This is a genomic window from Brevundimonas intermedia, assembly GCF_004614235.1.
Taxonomy (GTDB): Bacteria; Pseudomonadota; Alphaproteobacteria; order Caulobacterales; family Caulobacteraceae; genus Brevundimonas; species Brevundimonas intermedia_A.
Window position 1 is genome coordinate 306,797 of record NZ_SPVH01000002.1, and the last position, 23,488, is coordinate 330,284.

Here is a 23,488-nt window from a genome sequence, read left to right on the forward strand (position 1 = left end):
TTTCAAAGGGAGAAATGACCATGAAAACCTATCTTAAAATCGCCGCCGCTTTCGCCAGCCTCGGTCTGCTATCGGCGTGCGGCGACCAGAACGACGCCCAACCCCGCGACGCCACCGACGCAGGCGAACCTGTGGGTGAGGTCGGAACCTTGACCGATGTCCCCGCCAGTAATGGAGCGGCGATGCAAGGCGGCACGACAACGACGCCGTCCGCATCGGGTGCAACCGATCCGGAAAACCAGCGCCAGAACCCGCCTCAAACCACCACGGGGTCGAGCACGACATCCCCGGGCGCTACGGCTCAGGACGGCTCCACATCCTCGCCCCAGTAGATGCGGGCCAGTCATGATCACGCGGGCCTTGGCGGCTATCCGCCAGGGCCCGCCAAGGCTTCATCCCGGACGCCAGACCCGGAGAGACAGCCCGTGATGACGCAGAACGGTCCATCGACAAACCAGAGCCGCTACGGAGACTGGAAGATGAAGGAAGCAAGATGAGCAGATCACGTCGCCCACACTGGGTGATTGCCCTCGTCCTTATTGCGCTGGGCTTCATCACCTATCTGATCATCGGCGACTTCTTCTGGCGCAACGCACATTTGGTGGGCAATAGCGAAGACGCCGTCATGCCGCCGGCACAGGCTCGTGAGGGCGTGCCCTCGCCCCCGACAAACTGAAGCCAGAACACGGCCATCCCTTCCAGACGGCAAGGGGGTGGGAAATACCGCCTCCGCCGAGGCCGGCCAGCGTGATATCGCGGTTCGCGAGCACAAACTTGGCCCCCTCTCCAGATCGACGTTCAAAGGCGAGCTGCGGCCATATTCATACCGGTGCCTAATCGGCGCTAAACCTGGAACGGGAATAGAGCAGCGCCAGCGGCGCGACCCTGGGGACGAGATCTTGCGGCAGGCCCGGCGGGATCGCGACGCGCGACGGTACTGCGAGTGAAATGATCGACAACTTCCGGATCAATGGAAAACGCCGACCGCGCCCTCGGCCCAGACAAGCGCAATCACGCCGACAATGGTCAACCCGATGAGCCATCTCGGCCTGGGCGACAGCGTTCTTGAAATCAGAACCTCAAAGGCTAAACCTGCACCAATCAAAAGTGCAGCCATGGTCGCAAAGTCGGATGCGGTCCACGCGACCTCTCGGGTGAACTGCATGGCGATCCAGGGCAGAGCCAGAAGGCAGGCGATGGAAAGCCATCGTATGACGCGCCATCGCCTCGATCTTGCTCCACTGTTCTGGATCATGCCGTCTCGCTTATGATCAATGGTGCGCATCAGGCCCTGGCCTTTTTGAGTTCAGACGTCAGGCCCTTTCGGGTCTGCTCATATTCGATTTTTATACGCTGCCGCTCGACATCCAGCGCCTTTTGCCGAGCATCGAGATCGACGACAGCGGATTGATGCGCATCATCCAGGTCGGCGAGCGTCGCCTGCAGCTTCCCAATCTTGTCGCGTTTGGCTTTTGATGGGCGCCTCGGTGATTTCGGCTTGGCCTTTTCGATCTTACCGATATCGACAGCGAGGCCGCGTTCGATGACTTCTCCGGGCGAAGCCAAGGCGATCTCGTAGTCGGGGCCGCCGCTGAGTTGGCTCGCCAGTCCGGTGGCGAACAGATCCTGCTTCGACCCCCAAGCCTCCAACGCCTTGGGTCGTGAGCTCGTGGCCACGGTGAAAGCATGAAATCCGTCTGACCAGGTAAAGACCTTCAGTTTCGGCGCCATCTCAGTCGATCAACCCGCGCCGATGCGTGTGGGGGATGGGTCGGACAGGGAGGCTATGAACTCGACGTCAAAGGCGTCTTCGACCGCCGCCTCGTCAGCGAAGGACTGCTGTTGGTCAGCGCGTAGCGTGGCCAGCCGCCGCGGCGACTGCACCACCTTCTGTCTCTTGCCGGCGAGCTGCTCGATCCTCTTCAGTTTCACGCCTGCCCGCGATTTGATCAGGGTCTTGCGTATTCCCATGGTCCCATCCTCCGAACGGAACCTGGCACGGCGTTACGCGATTGTGGAGTCGAGACCGTCTGCAAAAACCGGTTTCATTGTGTTGCGCGATATAGGGCCGCGGCCTTCTTCACAAGGCGGCGGCTTTTGTCGCTTTGATCATTCGGAACAAGCCATTGCGCGCCCAATATTGCCGTATGGAGCCCTCGTCCTGATTGATCCGCATGGCTGTATGGCCGACTTGACACGGCGACCGCACATCGGGGGCGATTTCTCTTGTCACCATCCGGCGGGTTCGGGTCAGGCCGCAACCGTTTAGAAACCACTAGACGAGGTCTCTGCAACCCGCACAGAGTACTGCGTCGTGGTCGGCGCGTCGTCAGCCGCCGGGTCTTGGCCCCCATCGTCCACATTCGGTCCCTGCGAGTGTGAGGACAAGAACGTCGCCAGGGACCAAGCGAGTCAACCGTAACTGAGCCTGTCCGCGCGCCTGCTCATCGGTGATGGCGCGCAGGCTTTCATGATTGACTGGACGGCCGTCCCGAACCGTCGAGAGGGTGTATCTCGGCATCAGGAGAGATTGAATGAGGCGTTCACATCGACTGAAGCGAACCGGCGACCGTCAGCCCTCTCCGCGATAAAGCCCCCAATCAGTCCATTGTAATGTTGCTCCCGCTCGATAAACCCCATGTGATTGACGCCGGTGACAGGGGCCAGGGATCCTGCTGACGAAGCTTCCGCCAGGGCCTCGCTGGCCTCAATCTTCGTGACCAGGTCAAGATCCCCGCCAATGACCAATACTGGACACGGCATGGCCGCGATGGCCCCTGAGGCGTCCCAATCGAACATGGCAAGGTTGCCCTTAGCGAGGACCGACTGCGAATTGCGCGTCCCCAGCAGCGTCGTATGTTCGAGCTGGCTGCGCGTCACAGCCCGACCAAACTGCAGACGGTTGGAGAGGTGCGCCGTTCCGTTCAGATAGGACTGCCAGGCGCTTAGCCAAGCCAAAGGCGCGAGCAGCACCGTCAGCTTGAACATCGGCTCGATCAGGGGGCGGCGCAGCGCCATCATCAAGGGACTGAAAACCATGGTACGCAAAGGATTTGTATAGGTGGTGTTAAGCAGCACGACACCCGCCACGCGCGCATGGAAAAGGGCCGGATGATCCCGGACGAGCGTCTGAATCGTCATCCCGCCGATGCTGTGCCCGATCAAAATGACGGGGCGAGGCGCCGTCTCTTCGATCAGGTGCGCCAGGTCGGCTCCGAAGTTCGCGAGGGCGATGTCGCCCGCCGGGGGCGATTTGGATTTGCCGAGCCCCGGCAGGTCCCAGGTGACAAGACGATGAGGGATGAGGCTCCGCTCGGCGCCGAGCCGACGCTTCAAATATTGCCAGATCGTGCTGTCGAGCCCCCAGCCATGGGTGACGATGACAACAGGCCCTTCCTCGCCGCCCTCGCTCTCGACGTAAAGCGTGGCGCCGGTTGAACTGGTTGTCATCACACCCGCGCCCCGGTGCGCCCGAGTGGGTTCAATGTCGGCCTTCGCGAGGAGTAGCAGAGCGAATGCGCGTCCTCCCAAACTCCAGCCGACCACGCCGACAGCGACCCACAAACGCCAATCCTCGCGCACGCGCAGAGGGATGCCAGATGGATCAAGTAGAACGTCACCCCGCCACCAAGTCCAGATGAGGTAGGCGACAAGAGCAAGGACCAGATATCCAAGGAGCGAGAACAACGCCCGCACGAGAGGGATAAGGGGCATGGGACGTCCTGACAGCGCGGTCGTTGCGGCACAGGGCAAATGCCGCCCCATCCTCCGCGTTCCCAATGTCGTCTCGGCGACAGAAGCCGGCGTTCGGTTCCACCTCGATCGACATACTAGTCCGACGTGTCGACGCTGGCGCCGCCGCCTCCAGAAGTTCGGCGGCCGATCGCTCAAGCGTTCTCGACAGCTGCCCCCAGCGTCTTCACATGCGGGCGAGCGGTCGCATGTCGGCGTAGATGCGGCCTGAGCCGCGTTCGATCGTGAAATTCAGCCTTTAATGACGGCGCCGACCGCAGCTATGCGTTCGACGTCCCTGTAAGCCGGCGACCTCAGGCTGGAGCTGAAAATGTCGGGATCGATCTCCTCGTATGACAATGTCAGGCCTCGCCGCCGGACCAGTTCCTCAAGCGCTGTTCGAACCACATCCTCACCCTCGACCACAGGAGCCCCGGTATAGAGGATGAACCGCCCGCCAGGCGTCAGCCGATCGACGCCGGCGCGCATCCAGTCCAGCGCCAACGCGGCCCCATGCAGGTCGCCCCCGTCTCGGTACGTCACACCGCTCGCACCCGCGATGAACGGCGGGTTGGCGACAATCAAGTCGAAAATCTCAGGCGCCCCGGGCGGTCCCGAGCCCAGGCGAGTATGCAGGCTGAGCCCCGCATGGGCGGCGTTCAGCCTGGCCAGGCGCAAGGCGTCGGGATTGACGTCGCTACCGACCACGTGCTCGGCGAAGCCGCAGGACAACAGGGTTAAGCCGCCCGCGCCGGCGCCCACGCCGATGTCCAATGCGCGACGGGCAACCGGCGCTCCTTCCAGCGTTTGGCGCAAGAAACGCGCAAAGCGATGGCTGTCGGGGCCCAGGAAGACGGCGGCGTCGCCGGCCGCTCCGGGCGCCGAATGGGCGAAGAGAATGTCACCGACGCGCCCGACCCGCAGACGAGACCGCAGCAGCCCCTCGCTGGCGGCGAGCAGTCCTGCCTCCTGCAGAAGACGCTCCAGCCGAACCGGAAGAAGGCCAGTCGCGAAGGGACGGACCCACCCGAAAACGTCCGTCATGAGGCTGGCTTGGTCGGCGCGCCGACGTTGGCTTACAAGCTTGTGGGTGCTGCGGTTCGGCGTGGTGAACTGGTAGTCCGACGCTTCGAGCTCTGCGAGGAGGCCCAGGACCGCATCATCATAAGACGTGAGAGACGAGACGACCGGCGGCGGATGGAGCATCACGCCGAACGGAGAGCCGGCGCGGCGCCCCAGAGATGGTCGCGATAGGCCTGATAGCAGCGCTGGCCCGCCATCAGGCGCATGACCGCCCCCTCGGCCAAACTGCGGATGCAATCGGGATATTCCTCAGCCAGGGGGCGCAGGACCTCCTCGTTCCAGGTTCGTGAATGTTCGACGTCAAGTGTGGCGTGAAGTGCGAAATACTTCCGCTCCGGTCCGACGCCGACGCGTTTCAGGCCCTCAGCCACATGGCCCGCGCGCCAGGGCGCCGTCAACTCAACGGCCCCAAGCGCCCCCAAAGCGTGAAACGCATACCGGCGTGTCGTTGAAAAGGCCACGAGGGTGTTTCCGAGCGCGAGAGAAGGCCAGACCGTCCCTTCGATGGTCGGGCTCAACTCCAGTCGATCGGCCAGCTTTTGCAGCATCGGTCCATGCATGCCGCCTTCGTTGCCGCGGCCCATTTCGTCCCAGTAGTTTCGGGCCAGCTCCAGCTTGGGGCGGGTCGGCATCTTGACCTGCGCGATTGCGACGAGATCTTCGAAGCCCGCTTCCCCGGCGACTTCCTGCAGCAGGAACCACCGCATCTGGTCGAGAGACGCCGTCTCCGCCAACCAAGGGAAGAGGGGATCGTTCTCTCCGGGTCCATTCCCCTTCAGGGCCTCAAACCAGGCGATGAAACCCTCCACATCCGTCGGCAGATCGCCGAGATAGGCGGCGGCCTCAGCACGCGCGCGCTCGACGAACGCGCCCTCCTCTAGGCTCATCTCCGCGTCTTCGCGCACGTCGGCCATCCAGTTGGGCCCGGGCGTCGTCGGCGCCAGGCGACGATTGTTCCACCGGGCCAGCCGCTGATGGAAGCGGGCCGGATCGGCGAACGCATTGAACGAGGAAGGTGTGGTCACGTCGGCGAACATCTCAGGCTCCGTCTATGCGGTTCCCCAATACGCCTAGTGCAGGGTCAGGTTCCACTAGGTAAGCCAATGAGAGCAACGAGTTAAGTCGTATATCCGACTCTGGAACAGTGTGGCGTCAGTGGATGTTTCCGACAGTCTTAAGGAGACTCCGCATGGATCACGCTGGCTATTCCTGGAGCCTTCGGCCAGAGGGCGAGGGTTGGGTCTGGGTCATTCGGGCCTCTGAAAACGGCCTGCCCCTCGTCACCGGATCCGCCCCCTCGCGGGCCGTCGCCGCGGCCCTCGTCGTCCGCGGCATCGCCCGCGGGATGACGCAGATTCACGCGCCTGAGAGCCTCGCCGCATGAGCTCTAAAAGCCTGCATATCTTAGAGCGTGCAGTCTATCGCGGTCCTCATCTCTATGGGTCCCGCCCCATGGTCCGGATCCAGGTCGATCTGGGCGAGCTCGAGGCTTGGCCCAGCGATCGACTGCCGGGTTTCAACTCCGCCCTGCTCTCGACCCTACCCTCGCTCGATGGGCACGGCTGCTCGTACCGGGAGCCCGGCGGCTTTGTTCGCCGGCTTGAAATTGGAACCTGGTTCGGCCATGTCGTCGAACATGTCGCGCTGGAGCTGCAAACCCTGGCGGGCCTAAAGGCCTCACGCGGCAAGACGCGATCGGTCAGAGGACGGCCTGGCGTCTACAACGTCCTCTTCGACTATGCGGACGAGGCCTCCGGTCTTGCCGCCGGCCGCCTTGCTTTCCAGATTTGTCATGCGCTTCTGCCGCCAGAGCTCCAGGGTCTGGACGGTCTGGACCTGGTCACCGCGCCGACCACAATTCCTGAAGACCGCTTTTCGGCGATCAACACGGTCGATGAGGCTGTGCAACTCTTGAAGGAGATCGCACGCAGAAGCGCATTCGGCCCCACGACGCAGGCGTTGGTGGATGCGGCGCGTCGCAGGCGCATACCGGTCACGCGGCTGAACAGTCAGAGTCTAGTCCAGCTTGGTTGGGGATCGCGGCAGCGCCGCCTACGCGCCAGCGTCACCGACCGTACCGGGTTGGTGGCCTCCGAACTCGCCGGCGATAAGGCGCAAGCCAAGGCCCTGCTGCAGGAGATCGGGTGCCCCGTGGCCAAGGGCGTCGTCGTCACCACGGCGGATGAGGCCTTAAGCGCCTCGCGCCGCTTGACGCGACCACTGGTCGCCAAGCCGCTGGACGGCAACCATGGGCGCGGCGTCACTACAGGAGTGACGACCGATGACGCGCTGGTCGCCGCCTTCGGTCTCGCCGCAGCTCACAGCCGCCGCGTGATCGTGGAGGAAGAATTGCCCGGTCGCGACCACCGTATCCTTGTCGTCGATGGCCAGGTTGTGGCGGTCGCCGAACGCGTGCCCGCCCAGGTGATCGGCGACGGCGTCAGCAGCGTCGCCGCTCTCGTCGATGTCGTCAATCGCGATCCACGCCGAGGCGCGGGTCACGAGAACTCCCTGACCCGCATCCGTCTGGACGATGCCGCGGCGCATGACATTTTGGAGCGGCAAGGCTTATCGACCGAAAGCGTGCCCAGCGTCGGGCAGGTGGTTGTTCTGAGGACGACGGCGAACCTGTCCTCCGGCGGTACGGCGATCGACCGCACGGATACGATCCATCCGGACAATGCCGCCATCGCGCGACGTGCGGCCTTGGCTGTGGGCTTGGATGTCGCCGGCATCGACATGCTGGCGCCCGACATTTCCAGGCCGGTCCGGGAGACTGGCGGCGGCATTGTCGAGATCAACGCCGCGCCCGGCCTGCGCATGCACATGGACCCGTCAGAAGGGACGCCGCGCGACGTCGCCGAGCCGATTTTGCGAATGATCTATCCGCCGGGTTCGCGCGCACGGATTCCCATTCTCGCCGTCACGGGCACAAACGGGAAGTCGACCGTAGGCCGCATGCTGGCTCATATCTTCTCGCGTCAGGGCCAGACCGTCGGCCTCACCAACACCAGCGGCGTCTATATCGGCGATGAACAGATCTCGGCGGCGGACGCCAGCGGCCCTAAGAGCGCGCGTATGGTTCTGCGTGACCCCACAGTAGACATCGCCGTCCTTGAATGCGCGCGTGGCGGCATCTTGCGGGAAGGCCTCGCCTTCGATCGGTGCGACGTCGGCGCGGTTCTCAACGTGCAGGCGGACCATTTGGGCTTGAAAGGCGTGGACACGCTCGGCGACCTCGCGAGGGTGAAGTCCGTGGTCGTCGAGGCCGTCGGCCGGCGCGGCGTCAGTGTCCTGAACGGCGACGATCCGCTCACCATCGCCATGGCGCGTCACGCCGGCGGCCGCGTCTGCTGGTTTTCTATGCGCGGGGGCGAAGACTGCCCGGGTTTCATTCTCAAACACATCGCGGGAGGCGGAATGGCCGCCCTGTACGACCCTGTTACGGGAGAGCTGGCGGTCCATGACCGGGAGGCGCGTCATCTCGTCTGCCGCGCCGACGCCATACCGGCCGCCATGGGAGGGCACGCCGCCTTCAACGTCGCCAATGCGCTGGCTGCCTCCGCCATGGCCGTGGCGGCTGGGCTATCGCCTGACGTCGTCGGCGCAGAATTGGCGACTTTCGCCTCGACCTACGAGCAGAACCCCGGACGCCTCAATGTCCGTGACGTGGGCGGTATCCGCATCATCATGGACTATGCGCACAATCCTGACGGTTTGCGGGCCCTGGGGCGTCTGACCCAGGCGCTCAAGACAGAGGGTGGCCGAAGCATCGCCATGCTCAGCGTTCCCGGCGACCGTCGCGACCAGGAAATCATAGAGATGGGTGAGATCGGCGCAGAACATTTCGATCAGCTGGTGTTCCGCGAGACGCCGGACAACCGCGGCCGTCCCGGCGGCGACGTCATCCGCCTTCTGACGCAGGGGGCTAGGTCCGCAGGCTGCGCTTCCGAGCGGATTACGGGCATTCGCAAGGAGGAGGAGGCGGTGGCTGCCTGTCTCCAGATGGCTCGCCCTGGAGACCTCGTCATCCTGACACCGACCAGGATCGAATCGGTCTGGCGCCAGGTGCAGGTCTTCGAACCCCGGCCTTCGCCACCTTCGCCTCCCCCTCCCGCCTTCATACTGGAGCCCCCGCATGGTTGACGCCGCCGGCCCCCTCATCATCATCGGCGGCCACGAGGACAAGGAGCATGACCGGGTCATCCTAAGGCAGGTCGCCAAGCGGCTGAAGGGGGGACGGCTGGTCATAGCCACGATCGCCTCTCATGAGCCGGACGGCTATTTCGAGAGCTATCGGCAGGCGTTCGCCGACATAGGCCTGACCGACTTGGTCGAACTCTATGTAAATGAACGCGCCGAAAGCCAGTCGCCTGAAGCCCTTTCGCTACTTGACGGAGCGGGGGGCGTCTTCTTCAGCGGCGGCGACCAGCTTCGGATTTCAAGCCAGATCGGCGACACCCCGATCGAGAAGCGCATCCGCGAGCTGCATCGCGCCGGGGGACTCATCGCCGGCACGTCGGCAGGCGCGTCGGTCATGAGTGAAACCATGCTCGTCAATGGACCCAGCGCAGAGTCCTATCGTATCGGCGAGCTTCATATGGCGCCCGGCCTCGGCCTTCTCCGTAACGTGATCATCGACCAGCACTTCGCCGAACGAGGACGCTATGGTCGCCTGATCGGGGCGGTCGCCCACAATCCGCGCCTGCTGGGGATCGGCATTGATGAGGATACTGCGATCGTCGTGGAGGAAGACCGGTTCCTCGTCATAGGCAGCGGCGCCGCCTACGTCGTCGACGGCGAGGGTTCAACCCACTCAAACATCGCCGAAGCGCGCGCCGAGCAGGCGCTGTCGATGTTCGACATCCGGGTCCACGTCCTCTCCGCAGGCGACACCTTCGCCATCAAAGAACGCCGTCCGGCGTGCGGCGGGAGTGATAACCCATCAAGTTTACAAAAGTAGGAGCGACGCCCTTTTTGGCGTCCGCGTAGAGGAGATGACCGTGGGACTGTTCGAGCAAGCCTTTCGCGAGACGGAGGTCAGACCCCTGAGGGGTGTTCTGGCGGAAATCGGCCAAGTTCTGGACCGCGTGCGGAACCCCGAAGACAATTTAGAAGAGGGCGAAGCGCTGACGGCGATCGCTCGGCTGACGCGGGAGGCCCGAGGCGACGTCTACCAGAAGCCTTGGGGTTGATGGACCTGTCCCCATCGCCCCAGGGCGTCTGGTCGCTCGCTCTTCACGGCGGCGCCGGCGTCAAGACAGGCCGCGACTACCGCCGGGCCGAAGCCGCTCTTGGCCGCCTCGTCGTGCTGGGAGGCCAGAGGCTTGCGGAGGGCGCGGCAGCCTTGGACGTCGTCGAGGATCTAACCGCCGAGATGGAAGCTTCCGGCCTGTTCGTGGCTGGCCGGGGTACGTCGCCCAACGCTCTGGGCCAGGTCGAGTTGGACGCCAGCCTGATGGACGGACGCGACCGCCGATCCGGGGCTGTGGCCGCGCTGCAAGGCATTGCGAGACCGATCCGAATGGCTCGGTGCATCCTCGACGCTGGCGACGCGGTCCTGATGGTCGCGGAGGGCGCTCGGGCTCTCGCTATCGAACAGGGGTTGGAAGAGGTGCGGGATCTGTCCAGCTGGCTGAGAACCCCTGACGGATTCGACGCGCAAGACCTTCCCTCGGGCCACGGCACGGTCGGCGCCGTCGCGCTCGACCGTCACGGCGCCCTCGCAGCGGCCACTTCGACGGGCGGCACATACGGCGCGAAGCCCGGTCGAGTCGGCGACAGCGCCGTGATCGGGGCAGGAACCTGGGCGGACGATCGAGTCGCGATATCCTGTACCGGCGAAGGCGAGGCTTTCATTCGCGCGAACGCGGCGGCGGACGTCGCCGCCCGTCTTCGGTACAACGCCGCGCCGCTGAACGACGCCGCCCAGGCGGTGCTCGACGCCGTCCGCGCGCTCGGAGGAGACGGTGGACTGATCGCCATTGATGTGACCGGAGAGATCATTATGCCCTTCAACACGCCGGGGATGAAGCGCGCTTGCATGTCCTCACGCTCGCCCGCCCGTGTAGGTTCGGTCGGCGCATCCCTCCGTCAGGTTGGAGACGAGGTCTGAGCCAGGCCATCCTTCGCTTGCTGCAATACGATCGGGGTGTCCTTTCGGTCATCGACGTTTCGAGCAGAAACAGATCAGTTCGACAGGACGTCGAGCACTGTTCAGGAAAGGGCTGCTGCGACGGCGCAGGGCGGATCCCCGCGAACGCCGACCGTTCTCGCATCATCTCGTCTACCCCTGCCTCCCTCCTGGACCGACGGCCTTCCGACAGCGGTGAAGTCGATGCACGCGCCTTGCATCTGTACCGGCTCTTCAATGGCCCAAGCGTGCCGTCGCTCTGCTCACCTGATCCTCAAGCCTCTGCGGCGCCGCCGCGGAGAGTCTGATGATAGCCGAATGCAACTCTCGCAGCGAAAGAGCCTTATGTGGCGCAGGCGACAGAAGCCTGAGAACGATTCATACACCAGCTCGCCATTGGGAGGGGCTGGGGTGAAGGTCGTGGAGACGCGCAGCATGGAAGCGGCAAAAGCCAACGGCCTATGGGCCGCGATGACCGAGGAGGACAAGGCCGTCCTGGGCCGACGCGCTGTTCTCTCCCATCTTCCAAAGGACGACATTCTCCTCAGGCGTGGCGAGGCCGTCGACAGGGTCTTCCTGCCGATCGATTCCGACATCAGCAATGTCATCCACCTGGCCGACGGCATGCTGTCCATGGCCAGCAACGTGGGACGCGAGGGCGTGACCGGGCTAGCGGCCTTCATGGCGGATGAGCCGATCGGCTGGGATCTACTGGTCGCCGTCGGAGGCTCAGCCCTGGCGATCCCGACGCAGGCCTTCCGCGAGCGCATGGATGCGAGTCCTCACCTCCACCGGCTTCTTCTCAGCCTTACCCACTACAATCAGATCGAGGCCGCTCAGAACGCCGTTTGCAACACGGTTCACTCAGTGACAGCCCGCGTTGTGCGCTGGCTGCTTATGACACAGGATCGGACGGGCCGGCACGAGTTCGATCTTAAACAGGAGGATCTGGCGCAGCTGCTCGGGGCCCAGCGCACGACGATCAACAGCGTGATCCGAGCTTTGTCCGACAGCAAAGCCGTGCAGAGCCGCCGCGGTCGACTCCGTATCCTCAACAGGGACGCCCTGATCCGGCAGACCTGTGAATGTTACGAGGCGATCGGCAGCACCCGGTGGCGGAGGGCGCACTAGGCTCACGTTGCGAAGTGCGCAGTGTGAGGGCGCTCATCGCGCATCAGCCGAATAGGCCCTCCGCCGACCTCACCACCCCAGGCGCGAAGCCGCTCACGACCCAAAGTCGTCGCCCCAAACGAAAGCAAGCTTCGCCTTTCGATCAGACGGCGCGAACTCTCATCCGCGATGACGCCGAACGTGAACCGCAGGGCTGCGGAAGTGTTGTACCCCTATGACCGCGAAAGACGCCCTAGCCTGCCGCCGCGCCCTTAGGGAAATCCGCGAGATCGCCGCCGTCGCCCTGCTGGATGACGCCCAGATTTCTGAACAGGAGTCGCTCCAGACGATCGCCGCCATCGCCGGGTGGGCGGCTGAGGGCACAGGTTCGGCTCCGCTCGACTGCGCAAACGTGATTCGACGCCTGGACGCGGCGATCGGCGAGGCGGACATCGAGAGCCTGGACGACCGGTCCGCAATGGATCTGTTCAAGACCGTCATCGCCCTTCTCCAGTCAAACGTGAGGCACGGAGCGCCGGCGGGATGACCTGTCCCTGGCCCGCCCGCCTTTGGATCGTCCGCCATGGGCAAAGCGCCGGCAACGTCGCTCGCGATCTTGCCCACGCCGCCGGCCTCGGGGAGATCGATCTCGATATCCGAGATGTCGATGTGCCGCTCAGCGATCTCGGGCACGCGCAATCCGATGCGCTGGGTCGATGGTTCGCGGCTCTTCCAAAGGAAGATCGCCCGACCGTCGTCCTGACCTCTACCTATCTGAGGGCCCGCCAGACCGCGATCGCGATCGCCGAGGCGGGCGGTCTCGCCAGGGCCGATCTCGCCTTCTGCGTCGACGAACGCCTGCGCGAACGCGAGTTCGGCGTGCTTGATCGCTTGACCACCCACGGCATCGCAGCCCGTTATCCGGAACAGGCCGAAGCCCGTCGCCGGTTGGGAAAGTTCTACCACCGACCGCCGGGTGGGGAGAGCTGGTGTGACGTCATCCTCCGGCTTCGTGCGGCCCTCGACACACTGAGCCTGCATCATCGCGACGAGCGCGTCTTGATCGTCTGTCATCAGGTCGTGGTCCTCTGCCTACGGTACCTGCTGGAAAGCCTGACCGAGACCGAGATCCTCGCGATCGACGCCGAAGGCGATGTCGCCAACTGTGGTGTGACGACCTATTCGCGAAATGGCGAGGACGGCCTTTCACTCGATGGCTACAACTTCGTCGCCCCGCTGGAAGACCAAGGGACGCCGGTGACGTCCGCGCCGGACGCCAAGGTCGCCGCGCGATGACGACGCGCCTCGATGCTTCGGCCCTGTCCCGCCATCCCCTGCCCCGGCTTCCCGAAAACGGCGACAAGGAAGACCGGGGCGCTGTGCTGGTTGTCGGTGGCGAGGCTGTGATGGCGGGCGCGGCGATCCTCGCGGGCGTCGCTGCCCTAAGGGCCGGTGCGGGCAAGCTGCAGATTCGGACGGACCGCGCCTCGGCCGCCGCGGTGGCCGTGGCGGTGCCGGAGGCTCGGATCGTCATCGCGCCCGCGATGAGCGCCTCCCCTCTGGTCCGCCAAGCCGTCAAGGCCTCCGCCCTCGTGCTCGGCCCTGGCATGGACACCGGCAAGTCCCGGCGGCGCTTGGCGTCGAGGTTGCTGGAAAGCACTCCCTCTATCCCGGCGGTGATCGACGCCGGAGCGATGCCTGTCTGGAATGAGGCCGCCGCCTTCGCCGCACGCGCCGACGGCAGAATCGTCATGACGCCTCACGCCGGGGAGATGGCGGCGATCCTCAATCGTGACAAGGACGACATCCGGGCCGATCCGCTCGGCGCCGCCCGTGAAGCGGCGGCGATGTTCCGCTCGGTTGTGGTGATGAAGGGCGCGACAACCTTCGTCGTATCCCCGGACGGGATGGCGTGGCGACATGACGGCGGTGTAGCGGGTCTCGGCACCTCGGGCTCTGGCGATGTTCTGGCCGGTACGATAGGCGGGATCCTCGCCCGGGGCGCTCCGCCGGCGGTCGCCGCCCTCTGGGGTGTCGTCCTCCACGCCGAAGCGGGCTCGGAGCTCGCCGCGACCGGCGCACCGCTAGGCTTCCTGGCGCGAGAGCTTCCGGGCCGATTGCCGTTCGTGCTCGACCGGCTGTGTCCAGCCTCGGACGCCCCGTCCTGAGAGGGCCGGGCCTCGCGGCGCTTCTATCTCGTCCGGCTCCGGAAGTCGCCGCTGGTCTGATCGGCGCCCGTCTCACGGTCCACGGCGCAGGCGGGATCATCGTCGAGACCGAGGCCTATGACGTTCACGATCCCGCTTCGCATAGTTTCCGCGGACCGACCCCGCGCAATGCGCCGATGTTCGGGCCGATCGGCCGGGCGTATGTCTATCGGATCTACGGCCTGCACTGGTGTCTGAACATCGTCTGCGACGCCGCGACGCCTGGCAGCGCGGTCCTCATCCGCGCCCTCGAGCCGGTGTGGAATCTGGAGGTCATGGCCGAACGCCGGGGCCAAGTTCGAGCCCGGGATCTCTGCGCCGGTCCGGGCCGTCTGTGCCAGGCGCTCGAAGTCACGGGCGCACTCAATGGCCGGCCGATTGCGGCCGCGCCGTTTGCGCTTAACCTTGGAGATGCCGAGCCGGTCATCGTCGGCCGGCGGATCGGCATCCGACACGGCATCGAAACGCCCTGGCGGTTCGGCCGGTGCGGCTCACCTTATCTCAGCCGCTCATTTGCCGGCACGACGGCTTAAACGGATGCTTTAATCGCGACGGCTTTGGTGAGCCGCTCACGTGGAGCCGGCACTGAAACTCACGAGGTCTGAGACGTGGCTGCGGCTCCCACACTTCCGAGATAGGAGGCGTGGAAGGAGCGCTTTGGCGAATCGCGCGTTTGCTGAATGCAGAGCCTCAACATGACGATGATACTGACTCTCTTGCGTCCTCCCAGGACCGGCTGTCGAAGATCGAAGCCCTCATTAATGAGGTGCACGCAGGCCGTTTCGCTGAAAGCGAAGTCCTTCACCGGATCTCCGTCCTCGCCTACCGTCCATCGTCTAGCGAAATCCACCAGAAGCCTTAGGGCCGAAGAGGAGAACCAGCGTGACCAACCCACCAAAGCCGCCCCCTCCTTCCCGGGGCGAACTGCCTTATCCTGGGAGTTCTGACCGAGCGGGCAAGGGTCCCATCAAGATCTATAAGGCGGGCCAAAACGCAAAGGGCGACACACGCTCCTCGGCAGCCTCCATCCCGCGTTAGCCGTTCTTCGGCTAGGCAGGCGCTCATGGCCGCGCCACCGGCCTTTAATGAGCGCCCTGGCCGCCGTCATGCGAACGAGGGGCATTCGGGCGGTGATGACGGCCAAACCTGGGTCAACGCGCGCGCTTTCGCGGCTCGTCGGCGAGTTCGCGCGTGCGCTCAATCAGAACCGCAAGACGTCCCTCAGCGCCAGCTGCGCCGCCGTCCTGCTGACAGTAGTCAATCGCGTCTCGCACCCTGGCGCATCAGCGCGAAAGCCCCCGCAGCGGCGATCAAGAGCAGGCCTGCGGACAACAGCGGCCGGTTCGCGGCGGTCGTATAGGTGCTGAAACCGCGACCCGGCCCTTTAGCCCTGTACAGACGGCCTTCAGACCGCCCCCCGAACAGGTTGTCGCCTGGCGTCTCGGGATCATTTGATCGCTGAATCTTAGGCATAGACCAGCCGAAGAAGCGATCCATGAGCCCCGGCATGAGTTGGGCGCTGGCGACCATGGCCCGGCCAGCGCCGCCGACGGTCACGCTGCGGACCTTGTGGGTCGCCGCATGCAGGATGGCGCGCGCCACCACTTCAGGCGCATAGACCGGCGGCGCCACCCGCGGTGTGTTGTCCGTGTGGTTGCGCGCGTGCTCCGAGAACGGCGTGCCGATACCGGACGGCTTGATTAGAGTGACCTGCACTGGCGAGCGGGCATGCCGCAGCTCCATGCGAAGAGCGTCCGTGAAACCCTTCACGGCATGTTTGCTGGCGGCATAGGCTCCGAGCAGCGGAATGGCGAAGTCGGAATTGATCGATCCCACGTTGATCAGAGTCCCCCCGCCGTCTCGGGTCTTGAAGTGTCTGACGGCGGCCTTTGAGCCGTACACCACCCCCCAGTAGTTCGTCTGGAACAGGCGGCGATGCTCATCGGACGGCAGATCCATGAGCGCACCATAGACCCCCACTCCTGCAGCGTTGATCCAGGTGTCGAAACCGCCGAAGATGTCTATGGCCTTATCGACGACGGCCTGAAGCTGGGCCTCGTCCCCGACATCCGCGACGAGGGATACGACCCGTCCGCCCTCCTCCGTGATCTCACGGGCGACCCTATTCAACCCATACTCTGTGCGGGCGACAAGCACGATGGCCGCGCCCCTGGCCGCAGCGGTCTTCGCCGTCGCCAAGCCGATGCCGGATGTGGCGCCGGTGATGACGACAGTCTGTTGGTCAAGCGTCTTCTGGCGGAGCGTCATGTCGCTTCCTCGCGGCGGGGGGGGGGGGGACCCCAATCGAACCGGCAGCCCCCACCGGAGGTTCCGCCCGCTTGCAATCGAGGAGCCTCACGCGAACGGACTGTGGAACCGACGATCGAGATGACGGTATCGCCTACGCCCTTTCTCGATTGCACGAGCCGCTCGACATCGCTGCCGACGACCTTCGAACCATCGCGACGCTCGCGACAGAACATGTTCGCCAGCGACGTTGAGAACTCGACCGTTCGGCCGTCTTCCAATTGCCGTTCGCGCGTCGCCTTCGCCGCCCCTGTCCTGGATAGCCGTGTCCTGCGGTCCCAATCATCGTGCGGCAGGTCTCATGCACACGCGCTTCTGGTCAGCCCCCCGCATCGACGCCGTCGCCTGAACAGATGAACTCCAAACCTCGCGTTATCCGCCTCTCTCGGGCGGCCCGATCACGCCGCGCGCGGCCTCTCCTGGCTTGATCTGTCCAATCGTCCCCCGGTCTTCGCAACCGTCGACGCCGACTTTCTTCCCCGGCCTTTCGGCCTCCTCGCGAGACAAGAAAGACGTCGCCTCTCGGTCCTTCGCCAAGGCTTCGGGCCCGGTGGCGCCTGCGGCTGCGGGGCTGCGGACCGGCGTCCGCTCGGCCTGCCGATCGCCATCGAGGCCGCGGCTGGCGCGGCTCGATCCACAAAAGGAGAGACGAACATGGCGACCATTGGAACCTTCACCCGCACCGACGACGCCTACGCGGGCGCCATCAAGACCCTGAGCCTGAATGTCCGCGCCGAGTAGTCTGACCACACCACCCGGAAAATCTCCTCCTGCCGCATGGCTGTAGCGACCGCGAAACGGATGACTCTTGCCATCGGAATGATTTGGCGTGGATTACCTTCAAAGTGACCGATAAGCTTCTGCAGCTCTTCCTCAGTCGGTCTCCGATCGCGATCAACTCCCTTGCCGACAAGTCCAAGGCGCTTAAGCGCCAAACGAGCCATGTTCACCGGCTCGGCGGAGATTGTCAGTCCGTGGACTGCGATCGCGTGTGTGATGACCAGCTTGATGGCGCCGATGTCGATGCTCAAAGTCATCGGCCCAGCCCCCTCCTTCGCCCGCTCTTTGCCGAAGTCGATGAATAACTGCCGATCGATTTGACCAAGCTTCTTCCGCCCGAGGCGCGCCTTTAGCATTCTCAGCGTCGCGGCTTTCGACCGCCGCGGTGCCTTACCAACCGATTTCATGTCGTCGATGTGCAGGTCGATAAGCTCGCCGAAGGTGCGAAGACGCGCAGCGCGTTCAGGCGTCGGAACCTCACCACGATCGATCCGGCCCTCGGTCTCGGTGGCCCAGCGGCGCGCATCATCGCGTTTGAGGAAGGTCTCGCTTATATAGCGGCCCTTCCGTCTGACCTGGACCCGCCATGTTCCGGACGGGAGTTTAGAATATGTCGCCATTTTCGTGTGCGCTCTGTGTGCACTGAGATGTCGAAAAGCCGGAAAAAGCGTCGCAACACGGCGTAAAATCGAGTGCACACGTCACCAACCAACATTTTGATATTACTGTAAAAATGTCGATAAATCAAGCACGTAGGCTGGCCGTGGCCCCGATGATGGACTGGACCGACCGGCATTGCCGGGCGTTTCACCGTGCGCTGACGACGCGGGCCCTGCTCTATACGGAGATGGTGACGGCGCCGGCGGTGCTGCATGGCGATCGCGAGCGGCTGCTGGGGTTCGATGCGCTGGAGCATCCGGTGGCGCTGCAGCTGGGCGGGTCGGATCCGGGGCAGTTGGCCGAGGCCGCCAAGATCGGTCAGGCGTTCGGCTATGACGAGATCAATCTGAACGTCGGCTGCCCGTCGGACCGGGTTCAGTCGGGCAGGTTCGGGGCCTGTCTGATGCGCGAGCCTGAGCTGGTGGCGGACTGTATGGCGGCGATCCGCGAGGCAGTCAGCGTTCCCGCCACCGTCAAATGCCGCATCGGCGTGGACGATCAGGATCCGGCGGTCAGCCTGTTCGCCACCGTGGACGCCTGCGCCGCTGTGGGCGTGGAGGTTTTCATCGTCCATGCGCGCAAGGCCTGGCTGAAGGGGCTCTCGCCCAAGGAGAACCGCGACGTGCCGCCGCTGGACTACGCCCTGGTGCGCCGGCTGAAGCGCGAGCGGCCGCATCTGAACATCTCGATCAACGGCGGCATCGCCTCCATGGACGCGGCCGAGGCGCATCTGGCCGAGATCGACGGCGTTAAGCTGGACGGGGTCATGCTGGGCCGCGCCGCCTATCACGAGCCGGCCATCCTGGGTCAGGCGGACCGTCGCCTGTATGGCGAGGCTGTCGCCGACACCGACGCCTTTGCGGCCCTGGACCGCTATCGCCCCTATATGGCCGCGCGGTTGTCCGAAGGGGTCGCCCTGCCCGCCATGGCGCGGCACATGCTGGGCCTGATGCACGGTCGCCCCGGCGCGCGCGCCTTCCGGCGCATCCTGACGGTCGAGACGATCCAGCCCGGCGCCGGGCTGGAAGTGCTGGACCGCGCCGTCGAAGCCGTGCGCGAGGCCGAGGCGCATCGGGACGAGGCAGCGTAGCCAGTCCTCATGGGCCAATCACGGGCTTGCCGCACATCGCAAGCTGGGGATGGATAACTCTTTAAAAACAGCATGTTAACTTAGAAACAAACCGTAACGCAAAGCGCGCGGAACGATTTGGCCGCTTTCTCGCCACAAGTTAACGCGACAAGGCGGGCGCCGGCGGCGTTGGGAGCCGGTGTCTCCTGAGCGAAACTCATGATCGGCGCTTCCGCTGCTATCGCCATGCTTTGGGCTGCCGTGTCGTCTGTGACGAGCGGGCCTGTCCCCTACAATGATGTCGTAGCGGCGGATGAAGTCAGGGTTGAAACCCCTGCCGCCACCGTCGGTTCCGCCGAAATTGAAACCTCCCTGAACGCCGAACAGGCCGAGCTGATGGCCTCCGATCCCGACTGGCGCGCCTCCGCGCGCCTCTATCACGCAGGCGGCGGCGGCGCGACGGGCAACGATTCGCTCGGTTGCCGTCCGATCGCCATGCGCACCGTCGCGGTCGATCCCCGCGTGATCCCCCGCCGCACCAAGCTGTTCATCCGCGAGACCGTGGGCCTGCGCCTCGCCGACGGCACGATCCACGACGGCTACTGGTATGCCTCCGACACCGGCGGCGCGATCAAGGGCCAGAAGGTCGATCTCTACACCGGCCACGGCCGCGGCTCGATGAGCCAGGCGCAACGCCTGAACATGCGCACCCTGACCATCGTCGACGCCGGCGATTTCGACGGCTGCCCCCCGGCCTGGACCACCGCCTCCAACTGATCGGTCCAATCATGAAAAACGCCGGCGTCCTCACGGTCGCCGGCGTTTTCGTGTCTGCGCCTGAGCGCGATCAGTCCATCTCGGACACTTCCAGGGTCGATTGCACCATCGAGTCGTTGTAGGTGCCGACCCAGATGTCGTAGCGGCCGCTCTGCGGATTGGTGATCGTGACCTTGGGATCAAGGTCGCCGCCGCTGTCGTCGTCGCAATAGAAGCGGCCGTTCGGCGTATTGATCAGCAGGGTGGTGTCCTCCTCCGCCCGCACGCGGAACGTCAGGTCCGCATCGCCTGGCTCGAAGAAGATCTGGATGTCCGGGGCCGCGCTGACCGAGCCTTCGCAGCCCGACTTGGCCGCCGAGGCCGGCGACGAACCGCCGGCCAAGATCGACTTGATCCAGGGATCGGGCGTGAAGCCGCCGCGCAGATTGGCGGTGCCGTAGTTGGGCTCCAGGCTGATGTCGGGGCCGCTGCCCGAATCGTCGCCATCCATGCCGACGCGCTCTGTGACCGACAGGGTCGAATCGACCATGCTGTCGCCATAGGTTCCGACCCAGATATCGTAACGGCCGCTTTGGGGGCCGTCGATCGTGACCTCGGGATCCAGATCGCCGCCGCTGTCGTCGTCGCAATACCAGTCGCCGCCCGGCGTGTTGACCAGCAGCGTCGTATCCTCCGACGCCACGGCCTTGAACGTCAGGTCCAGCGCGCCCGCCTCATAGGTGACCTGAAAATCGGGCGCGGCGCTGACATTGCCCTCGCAGCCGGACTTGGCGCGAGAGGCCGGGATCGAGCCGCCCGCGCGTATGGCCTTGGTGTAGGGGTCGGGCTCGAACCCGACCGAGAGGTCGACCGTGCCGTAGTTGGGATCCAGGTTGAAGTCGGGCCTGGCTTCGCCCTTCTGCGCCAGGCTGACGCCCGGCGCGAACAGGACCGAGGCGGCGGCGACGATGGCGATGGATTTCATGAGCGCTCCCTCCAGCAGCGGCGAACCGCCGCAGGGGCAGCCTAGTCGGTTTCCAATAACCGCGCAGCTTGAAATACGGATCAGAAGCGACGCTTGCCAGACACCGTCTCGAAGAACAGCCGGAAGTCGCCCATCAGGCTCCACAGCGGATATTTGAACGTCGCGGGCCGGTTCTTCTCGAAGAAGAAATGACCCACCCAGGCGAAACCGTATCCGATCAACGGCATGGCCAGCAGCCACCAGGGGTTCTGCGTCGCCACGAAGACCCCGAACGCCAGGATCACCAGTCCGGTGCCGACGACGTGGATGCGCCGGCACGTCCGGTTGGAATGTTCGTGGATGTAATAGGGATAGAAGGCCTCGAACGAGGCGTATCGTCCTTCGGGCGCCGACGGCGTGCTCATGGGCGAAGGGTGCGCCCGGATGAGACGGGTGGCAAGAGCACCCCCACTCTCACGTCATCCTAGGCCTTGTGCCTAGGATCCAGACTCCCGGTATTGAAAGTGCCGCACAATGGCAGACACCGGGAGTCTGGATCCTCGCCACAAGGGCGAGGATGACGGACTACTCTTTGGACGTGTAACGCCTCAGCCCTTCGGCTTGCCCTTGAAGCCGTCCTTCTTGAAGTTCGGCTTGCCCTGGAAGGCCTTCTTGGCGAACGGCTTGTCAGCCGCAGCGTTCGAGCGCGGGTTGCCGCCCCCGTCAGACTTGGGCGCCCAGGGCTTCTTGAAGGCGGGACGGGCGTCGCCGCTGTCGGCGCGCTTGTAGGGGGTCTTCTTGAAGGGACGGTCGCCCTCGTCGCGGTTCGGCTTGCCGGAGAAGCGACCGGCCTTCATCGCACCCGGCGTCGGGGCTTCCGACGGCGTGATCTTCACCTCGTCCTTGGACGCGGCGACGGCCTCGCGGAAGGCCTTCTCGTGGGTCTTGGCGACCTCGAACCGGGTCTCGTCGGGGAAGGTGCGGATGGCGCCGATCTGAGGCTTGGTGATGCCGCCGATGCGGCAGATCAGCGGGATCAGCCATTTGGGGTCGGCGTTCTTGTTGCGGCCCACGTCCAGGCGGAACCAGACCACGTCGTCGGAGCCCAGGCGGTCGCCGGGCCAGGGCTGGGCGGCCGTTCCGTCTTCGTTGCGTACGGTGCGCTCACGCTTGACGGGGCTGCGATCCGAACCGGGATCGGACAGTTCTTCCGGCGCCGGCTGTTCCTTGCGCAGCAGACGCACCAGGGCGGCGGCGATCTCGTCTGGCGTGCGCTCGGCGATCATCCGCTTGGCGACGATCATGTCCTCGTCGGAGACCTCGGCCTCGAAGAACTCGGGCGACAGCAGACGGCCTTCGTCGGCCTTGCGGATTTCGTCGAAGGTCGGCGCGCCGGACCAGACGGCGTCGATCCCGGCGTCGTCCATCAGGCGCTCGGCCTTGCGGCGACGCGAGTGCGGCACCAGCATCACGGAGACGCCCTTCTTGCCCGCCCGGCCCGTCCGGCCCGAACGGTGCAGCAGGCCGGCGCGGTTCATCGGCAGTTCGGCGTGGATGACCAGGCCCAGGTCGGGCAGGTCCAGACCGCGCGCGGCCACGTCGGTGGCGACGCAGACGCGAGCCCGGCCGTCCCGCAGCGCCTGCAGGGCGTCGGTGCGCTCGCGCTGACCCATCTCGCCCGACAGGGACACGGTCGAGAAGCCGCGTTCCAGCAGCGAGGCCTGAAGGTGACGCACGGAATCCCGCGTCGAGCAGAAGACCATGGCGCGCGGCATTTCGAACCAGCGCAGGGTGTTGACCACCGCGTGTTCGATCTCGTTGGGCGCGATGCGATAGGCGCGGTATTCGATGTCGGCGTGCTGGCGCGTCTTGTCGGTCGCGTCGATCCGCACCGCGTCCTTCTGGTAGCGCTTGGCCAGGGTCGCGATCTCGCGCGCGATGGTGGCGGAGAACATCAGGGTGCGGCGTTCGGCCGGCGCCTGGTCCAGGATGTGCTCCAGATCCTCGCGGAAGCCCATGTCCAGCATCTCGTCGGCCTCGTCCAGGACGGCGACCTTCAGCTCGGACAGGTCCAGGTTGCCCCGGTCGATATGGTCCTTCAGGCGGCCGGGCGTGCCGACGACGATATGGACGCCGAAGCTGAGCGCGCGGGCTTCGCGGCGCGCATCCATGCCGCCGACGCAGGTGGCGATCTTGGCGCCGGAGTCGGCGTACAGCCACGTCAGCTCGGCCGCGACCTGCATGGCCAGTTCCCGCGTGGGCGCGATGGCCAGGCACAGGGGCGCGCCGCCGGGGCCGAAGATCGGCTTGTCGCCCAGCAGGGTCGGGGCGGCGGCCAGGCCGAAGGCGACGGTCTTGCCCGAGCCCGTCTGCGCCGAGACCAGCAGGTCGCGTTCGGCGTATTCGACTTCCAGGACGGCGGCCTGAACCGGGGTGGGTTCGGCATAGCCCTTGTTGACGAGGGCGCGGTCGAGCGCGGGATGGACGGCGGGAAAGGGCATAGGAAACCTGGGCAAACGGACAAGGGCGGTCGCCGAAACGACCGCGCCCGGCCGAGGTCAGACCTCAGGCCGGGCGAATGATGGCGCTCTATACACGAAAAAGGGCGCAAGCGGGGCGGAAAACATCGTTACCGCGATCACTCTGCGAAAGACCGACCTCGGATCGGACCTTCGCCCGCTCGGTTT

24 protein-coding genes are annotated in these 23,488 nt (G+C 65.0%); 13 read left to right on the top strand and 11 right to left on the bottom strand.

Annotated elements, in window-relative coordinates; all coding sequences use genetic code 11:
* The first annotated feature begins 20 nt into the window (after positions 1–20).
* Complete coding sequence (locus EGY25_RS03265) at positions 21–332, top strand: hypothetical protein (RefSeq protein ID WP_135193621.1); 312 nt, start codon at positions 21–23, stop codon at positions 330–332.
* 161 nt (positions 333–493) lie between these two features.
* Positions 494–676: a hypothetical protein gene (locus EGY25_RS03270; RefSeq protein WP_135193622.1), complete on the top strand. Its 183-nt coding sequence runs from the start codon at positions 494–496 to the stop codon at positions 674–676.
* Positions 677–967: 291 nt separating this feature from the next.
* On the opposite strand, the gene EGY25_RS03275 is transcribed toward EGY25_RS03270, so the two are convergent.
* The 6 genes from EGY25_RS03275 to EGY25_RS03300 form a co-directional block, all read right to left on the bottom strand.
* The gene (locus EGY25_RS03275; RefSeq protein ID WP_209307958.1) at positions 968–1,285 is read right to left on the bottom strand and encodes a hypothetical protein; all 318 of its coding nucleotides are present in this window, start codon (positions 1,283–1,285) and stop codon (positions 968–970) included.
* Positions 1,285–1,731, bottom strand: coding sequence for a hypothetical protein (locus EGY25_RS03280; protein WP_135193623.1), 447 nt, complete (start codon positions 1,729–1,731; stop codon positions 1,285–1,287). Before EGY25_RS03280 ends, EGY25_RS03275 begins: the two co-directional genes overlap by 1 nt.
* Before the next feature lie 9 nt (positions 1,732–1,740).
* Positions 1,741–1,971 (bottom strand): hypothetical protein, encoded by a 231-nt coding sequence (locus EGY25_RS03285; RefSeq protein ID WP_135193624.1) that lies wholly within the window; start codon positions 1,969–1,971, stop codon positions 1,741–1,743.
* Positions 1,972–2,520: 549 nt separating this feature from the next.
* On the bottom strand, positions 2,521–3,714 hold the full coding sequence (locus tag EGY25_RS03290; RefSeq protein WP_167762466.1) for an alpha/beta fold hydrolase: 1,194 nt from the start codon (positions 3,712–3,714) through the stop codon (positions 2,521–2,523).
* Between the two features lie 270 nt (positions 3,715–3,984).
* The gene (locus EGY25_RS03295; RefSeq protein WP_209307959.1) at positions 3,985–4,776 is read right to left on the bottom strand and encodes a methyltransferase; all 792 of its coding nucleotides are present in this window, start codon (positions 4,774–4,776) and stop codon (positions 3,985–3,987) included.
* Positions 4,777–4,937: 161 nt separating this feature from the next.
* Complete coding sequence (locus tag EGY25_RS03300) at positions 4,938–5,852, bottom strand: iron-containing redox enzyme family protein (protein WP_135193627.1); 915 nt, start codon at positions 5,850–5,852, stop codon at positions 4,938–4,940.
* A gap of 343 nt (positions 5,853–6,195) precedes the next feature.
* Between EGY25_RS03300 and cphA the strand changes: the two genes are divergently transcribed.
* From cphA to EGY25_RS03350, 9 genes are all read left to right on the top strand, one after another.
* Positions 6,196–8,961 (top strand): cyanophycin synthetase, encoded by a 2,766-nt coding sequence (gene cphA / locus EGY25_RS03310; RefSeq protein WP_135193629.1) that lies wholly within the window; start codon positions 6,196–6,198, stop codon positions 8,959–8,961.
* Positions 8,954–9,778, top strand: coding sequence for a cyanophycinase (locus EGY25_RS03315; protein ID WP_135193630.1), 825 nt, complete (start codon positions 8,954–8,956; stop codon positions 9,776–9,778). The genes cphA and EGY25_RS03315 overlap by 8 nt, the downstream gene beginning before the upstream one ends.
* A gap of 40 nt (positions 9,779–9,818) precedes the next feature.
* Positions 9,819–10,010, top strand: coding sequence for a hypothetical protein (locus EGY25_RS03320; RefSeq protein ID WP_135193631.1), 192 nt, complete (start codon positions 9,819–9,821; stop codon positions 10,008–10,010).
* Complete coding sequence (locus EGY25_RS03325) at positions 10,010–10,930, top strand: isoaspartyl peptidase/L-asparaginase family protein (protein WP_135193632.1); 921 nt, start codon at positions 10,010–10,012, stop codon at positions 10,928–10,930. Before EGY25_RS03320 ends, EGY25_RS03325 begins: the two co-directional genes overlap by 1 nt.
* A 429-nt stretch (positions 10,931–11,359) precedes the next feature.
* Entirely contained in the window at positions 11,360–12,079 is a 720-nt protein-coding gene (locus EGY25_RS03330; RefSeq protein WP_135193633.1) for a Crp/Fnr family transcriptional regulator, read from the top strand.
* Between the two features lie 214 nt (positions 12,080–12,293).
* Positions 12,294–12,605, top strand: a complete 312-nt coding sequence (locus tag EGY25_RS03335) for a hypothetical protein (RefSeq protein WP_135193634.1) — start codon at positions 12,294–12,296, stop codon at positions 12,603–12,605.
* Complete coding sequence (locus EGY25_RS03340) at positions 12,602–13,354, top strand: histidine phosphatase family protein (protein ID WP_135193635.1); 753 nt, start codon at positions 12,602–12,604, stop codon at positions 13,352–13,354. The genes EGY25_RS03335 and EGY25_RS03340 overlap by 4 nt, the downstream gene beginning before the upstream one ends.
* The gene (locus tag EGY25_RS03345) at positions 13,351–14,226 is read left to right on the top strand and encodes an NAD(P)H-hydrate dehydratase (protein ID WP_135193636.1); all 876 of its coding nucleotides are present in this window, start codon (positions 13,351–13,353) and stop codon (positions 14,224–14,226) included. Before EGY25_RS03340 ends, EGY25_RS03345 begins: the two co-directional genes overlap by 4 nt.
* Entirely contained in the window at positions 14,199–14,798 is a 600-nt protein-coding gene (locus EGY25_RS03350) for a DNA-3-methyladenine glycosylase (protein WP_209307960.1), read from the top strand. The genes EGY25_RS03345 and EGY25_RS03350 overlap by 28 nt, the downstream gene beginning before the upstream one ends.
* A 724-nt stretch (positions 14,799–15,522) precedes the next feature.
* Here the strand turns inward: EGY25_RS03350 and EGY25_RS03355 are convergent.
* The gene (locus EGY25_RS03355; protein ID WP_135193637.1) at positions 15,523–16,533 is read right to left on the bottom strand and encodes an SDR family oxidoreductase; all 1,011 of its coding nucleotides are present in this window, start codon (positions 16,531–16,533) and stop codon (positions 15,523–15,525) included.
* Positions 16,534–17,264: 731 nt separating this feature from the next.
* On the bottom strand, positions 17,265–17,972 hold the full coding sequence (locus EGY25_RS03365; RefSeq protein WP_209307961.1) for a hypothetical protein: 708 nt from the start codon (positions 17,970–17,972) through the stop codon (positions 17,265–17,267).
* A 113-nt stretch (positions 17,973–18,085) separates the two neighbouring features.
* On the opposite strand from EGY25_RS03365, the gene dusA reads away from it, so the two are divergent.
* Positions 18,086–19,102 carry a tRNA dihydrouridine(20/20a) synthase DusA gene (dusA, locus tag EGY25_RS03370; RefSeq protein ID WP_135193638.1) on the top strand — a complete coding sequence of 339 codons (1,017 nt, stop codon included), beginning with the start codon at positions 18,086–18,088 and terminating at the stop codon, positions 19,100–19,102.
* A 198-nt stretch (positions 19,103–19,300) separates the two neighbouring features.
* On the top strand, positions 19,301–19,858 hold the full coding sequence (locus EGY25_RS03375; protein WP_135193639.1) for a 3D domain-containing protein: 558 nt from the start codon (positions 19,301–19,303) through the stop codon (positions 19,856–19,858).
* Between the two features lie 70 nt (positions 19,859–19,928).
* On the opposite strand, the gene EGY25_RS03380 is transcribed toward EGY25_RS03375, so the two are convergent.
* The 3 genes from EGY25_RS03380 to EGY25_RS03390 all read right to left on the bottom strand — a co-directional run bounded on the left by EGY25_RS03380 (position 19,929) and on the right by EGY25_RS03390 (position 23,302).
* Positions 19,929–20,822: a hypothetical protein gene (locus EGY25_RS03380; RefSeq protein WP_135193640.1), complete on the bottom strand. Its 894-nt coding sequence runs from the start codon at positions 20,820–20,822 to the stop codon at positions 19,929–19,931.
* A gap of 80 nt (positions 20,823–20,902) precedes the next feature.
* Entirely contained in the window at positions 20,903–21,226 is a 324-nt protein-coding gene (locus EGY25_RS03385) for an Mpo1-like protein (RefSeq protein WP_135193641.1), read from the bottom strand.
* A 183-nt stretch (positions 21,227–21,409) separates the two neighbouring features.
* Positions 21,410–23,302, bottom strand: a complete 1,893-nt coding sequence (locus tag EGY25_RS03390) for a DEAD/DEAH box helicase (protein WP_135193642.1) — start codon at positions 23,300–23,302, stop codon at positions 21,410–21,412.
* Between the last annotated feature and the right edge of the window lie 186 nt (positions 23,303–23,488).

Coding starts and splice junctions, on each gene's coding strand:
- EGY25_RS03275 (WP_209307958.1), bottom strand. CDS start 1,285: ATGCGCACCATTGATCATAAGCGAGACGGCATGATCCAGAACAGTGGA.
- EGY25_RS03290 (WP_167762466.1), bottom strand. CDS start 3,714: ATGCCCCTTATCCCTCTCGTGCGGGCGTTGTTCTCGCTCCTTGGATAT.
- EGY25_RS03345 (WP_135193636.1), top strand. CDS start 13,351: ATGACGACGCGCCTCGATGCTTCGGCCCTGTCCCGCCATCCCCTGCCC.
- EGY25_RS03285 (WP_135193624.1), bottom strand. CDS start 1,971: ATGGGAATACGCAAGACCCTGATCAAATCGCGGGCAGGCGTGAAACTG.
- EGY25_RS03390 (WP_135193642.1), bottom strand. CDS start 23,302: ATGCCCTTTCCCGCCGTCCATCCCGCGCTCGACCGCGCCCTCGTCAAC.
- EGY25_RS03280 (WP_135193623.1), bottom strand. CDS start 1,731: ATGGCGCCGAAACTGAAGGTCTTTACCTGGTCAGACGGATTTCATGCT.
- EGY25_RS03365 (WP_209307961.1), bottom strand. CDS start 17,972: ATGGCGACATATTCTAAACTCCCGTCCGGAACATGGCGGGTCCAGGTC.
- EGY25_RS03265 (WP_135193621.1), top strand. CDS start 21: ATGAAAACCTATCTTAAAATCGCCGCCGCTTTCGCCAGCCTCGGTCTG.
- EGY25_RS03375 (WP_135193639.1), top strand. CDS start 19,301: ATGATCGGCGCTTCCGCTGCTATCGCCATGCTTTGGGCTGCCGTGTCG.
- EGY25_RS03385 (WP_135193641.1), bottom strand. CDS start 21,226: ATGAGCACGCCGTCGGCGCCCGAAGGACGATACGCCTCGTTCGAGGCC.
- EGY25_RS03335 (WP_135193634.1), top strand. CDS start 12,294: ATGACCGCGAAAGACGCCCTAGCCTGCCGCCGCGCCCTTAGGGAAATC.
- EGY25_RS03325 (WP_135193632.1), top strand. CDS start 10,010: ATGGACCTGTCCCCATCGCCCCAGGGCGTCTGGTCGCTCGCTCTTCAC.
- EGY25_RS03270 (WP_135193622.1), top strand. CDS start 494: ATGAGCAGATCACGTCGCCCACACTGGGTGATTGCCCTCGTCCTTATT.
- EGY25_RS03315 (WP_135193630.1), top strand. CDS start 8,954: ATGGTTGACGCCGCCGGCCCCCTCATCATCATCGGCGGCCACGAGGAC.
- EGY25_RS03300 (WP_135193627.1), bottom strand. CDS start 5,852: ATGTTCGCCGACGTGACCACACCTTCCTCGTTCAATGCGTTCGCCGAT.
- EGY25_RS03340 (WP_135193635.1), top strand. CDS start 12,602: ATGACCTGTCCCTGGCCCGCCCGCCTTTGGATCGTCCGCCATGGGCAA.
- EGY25_RS03355 (WP_135193637.1), bottom strand. CDS start 16,533: ATGACGCTCCGCCAGAAGACGCTTGACCAACAGACTGTCGTCATCACC.
- cphA (WP_135193629.1), top strand. CDS start 6,196: ATGAGCTCTAAAAGCCTGCATATCTTAGAGCGTGCAGTCTATCGCGGT.
- dusA (WP_135193638.1), top strand. CDS start 18,086: ATGTCGATAAATCAAGCACGTAGGCTGGCCGTGGCCCCGATGATGGAC.
- EGY25_RS03295 (WP_209307959.1), bottom strand. CDS start 4,776: ATGACGGACGTTTTCGGGTGGGTCCGTCCCTTCGCGACTGGCCTTCTT.
- EGY25_RS03380 (WP_135193640.1), bottom strand. CDS start 20,822: ATGAAATCCATCGCCATCGTCGCCGCCGCCTCGGTCCTGTTCGCGCCG.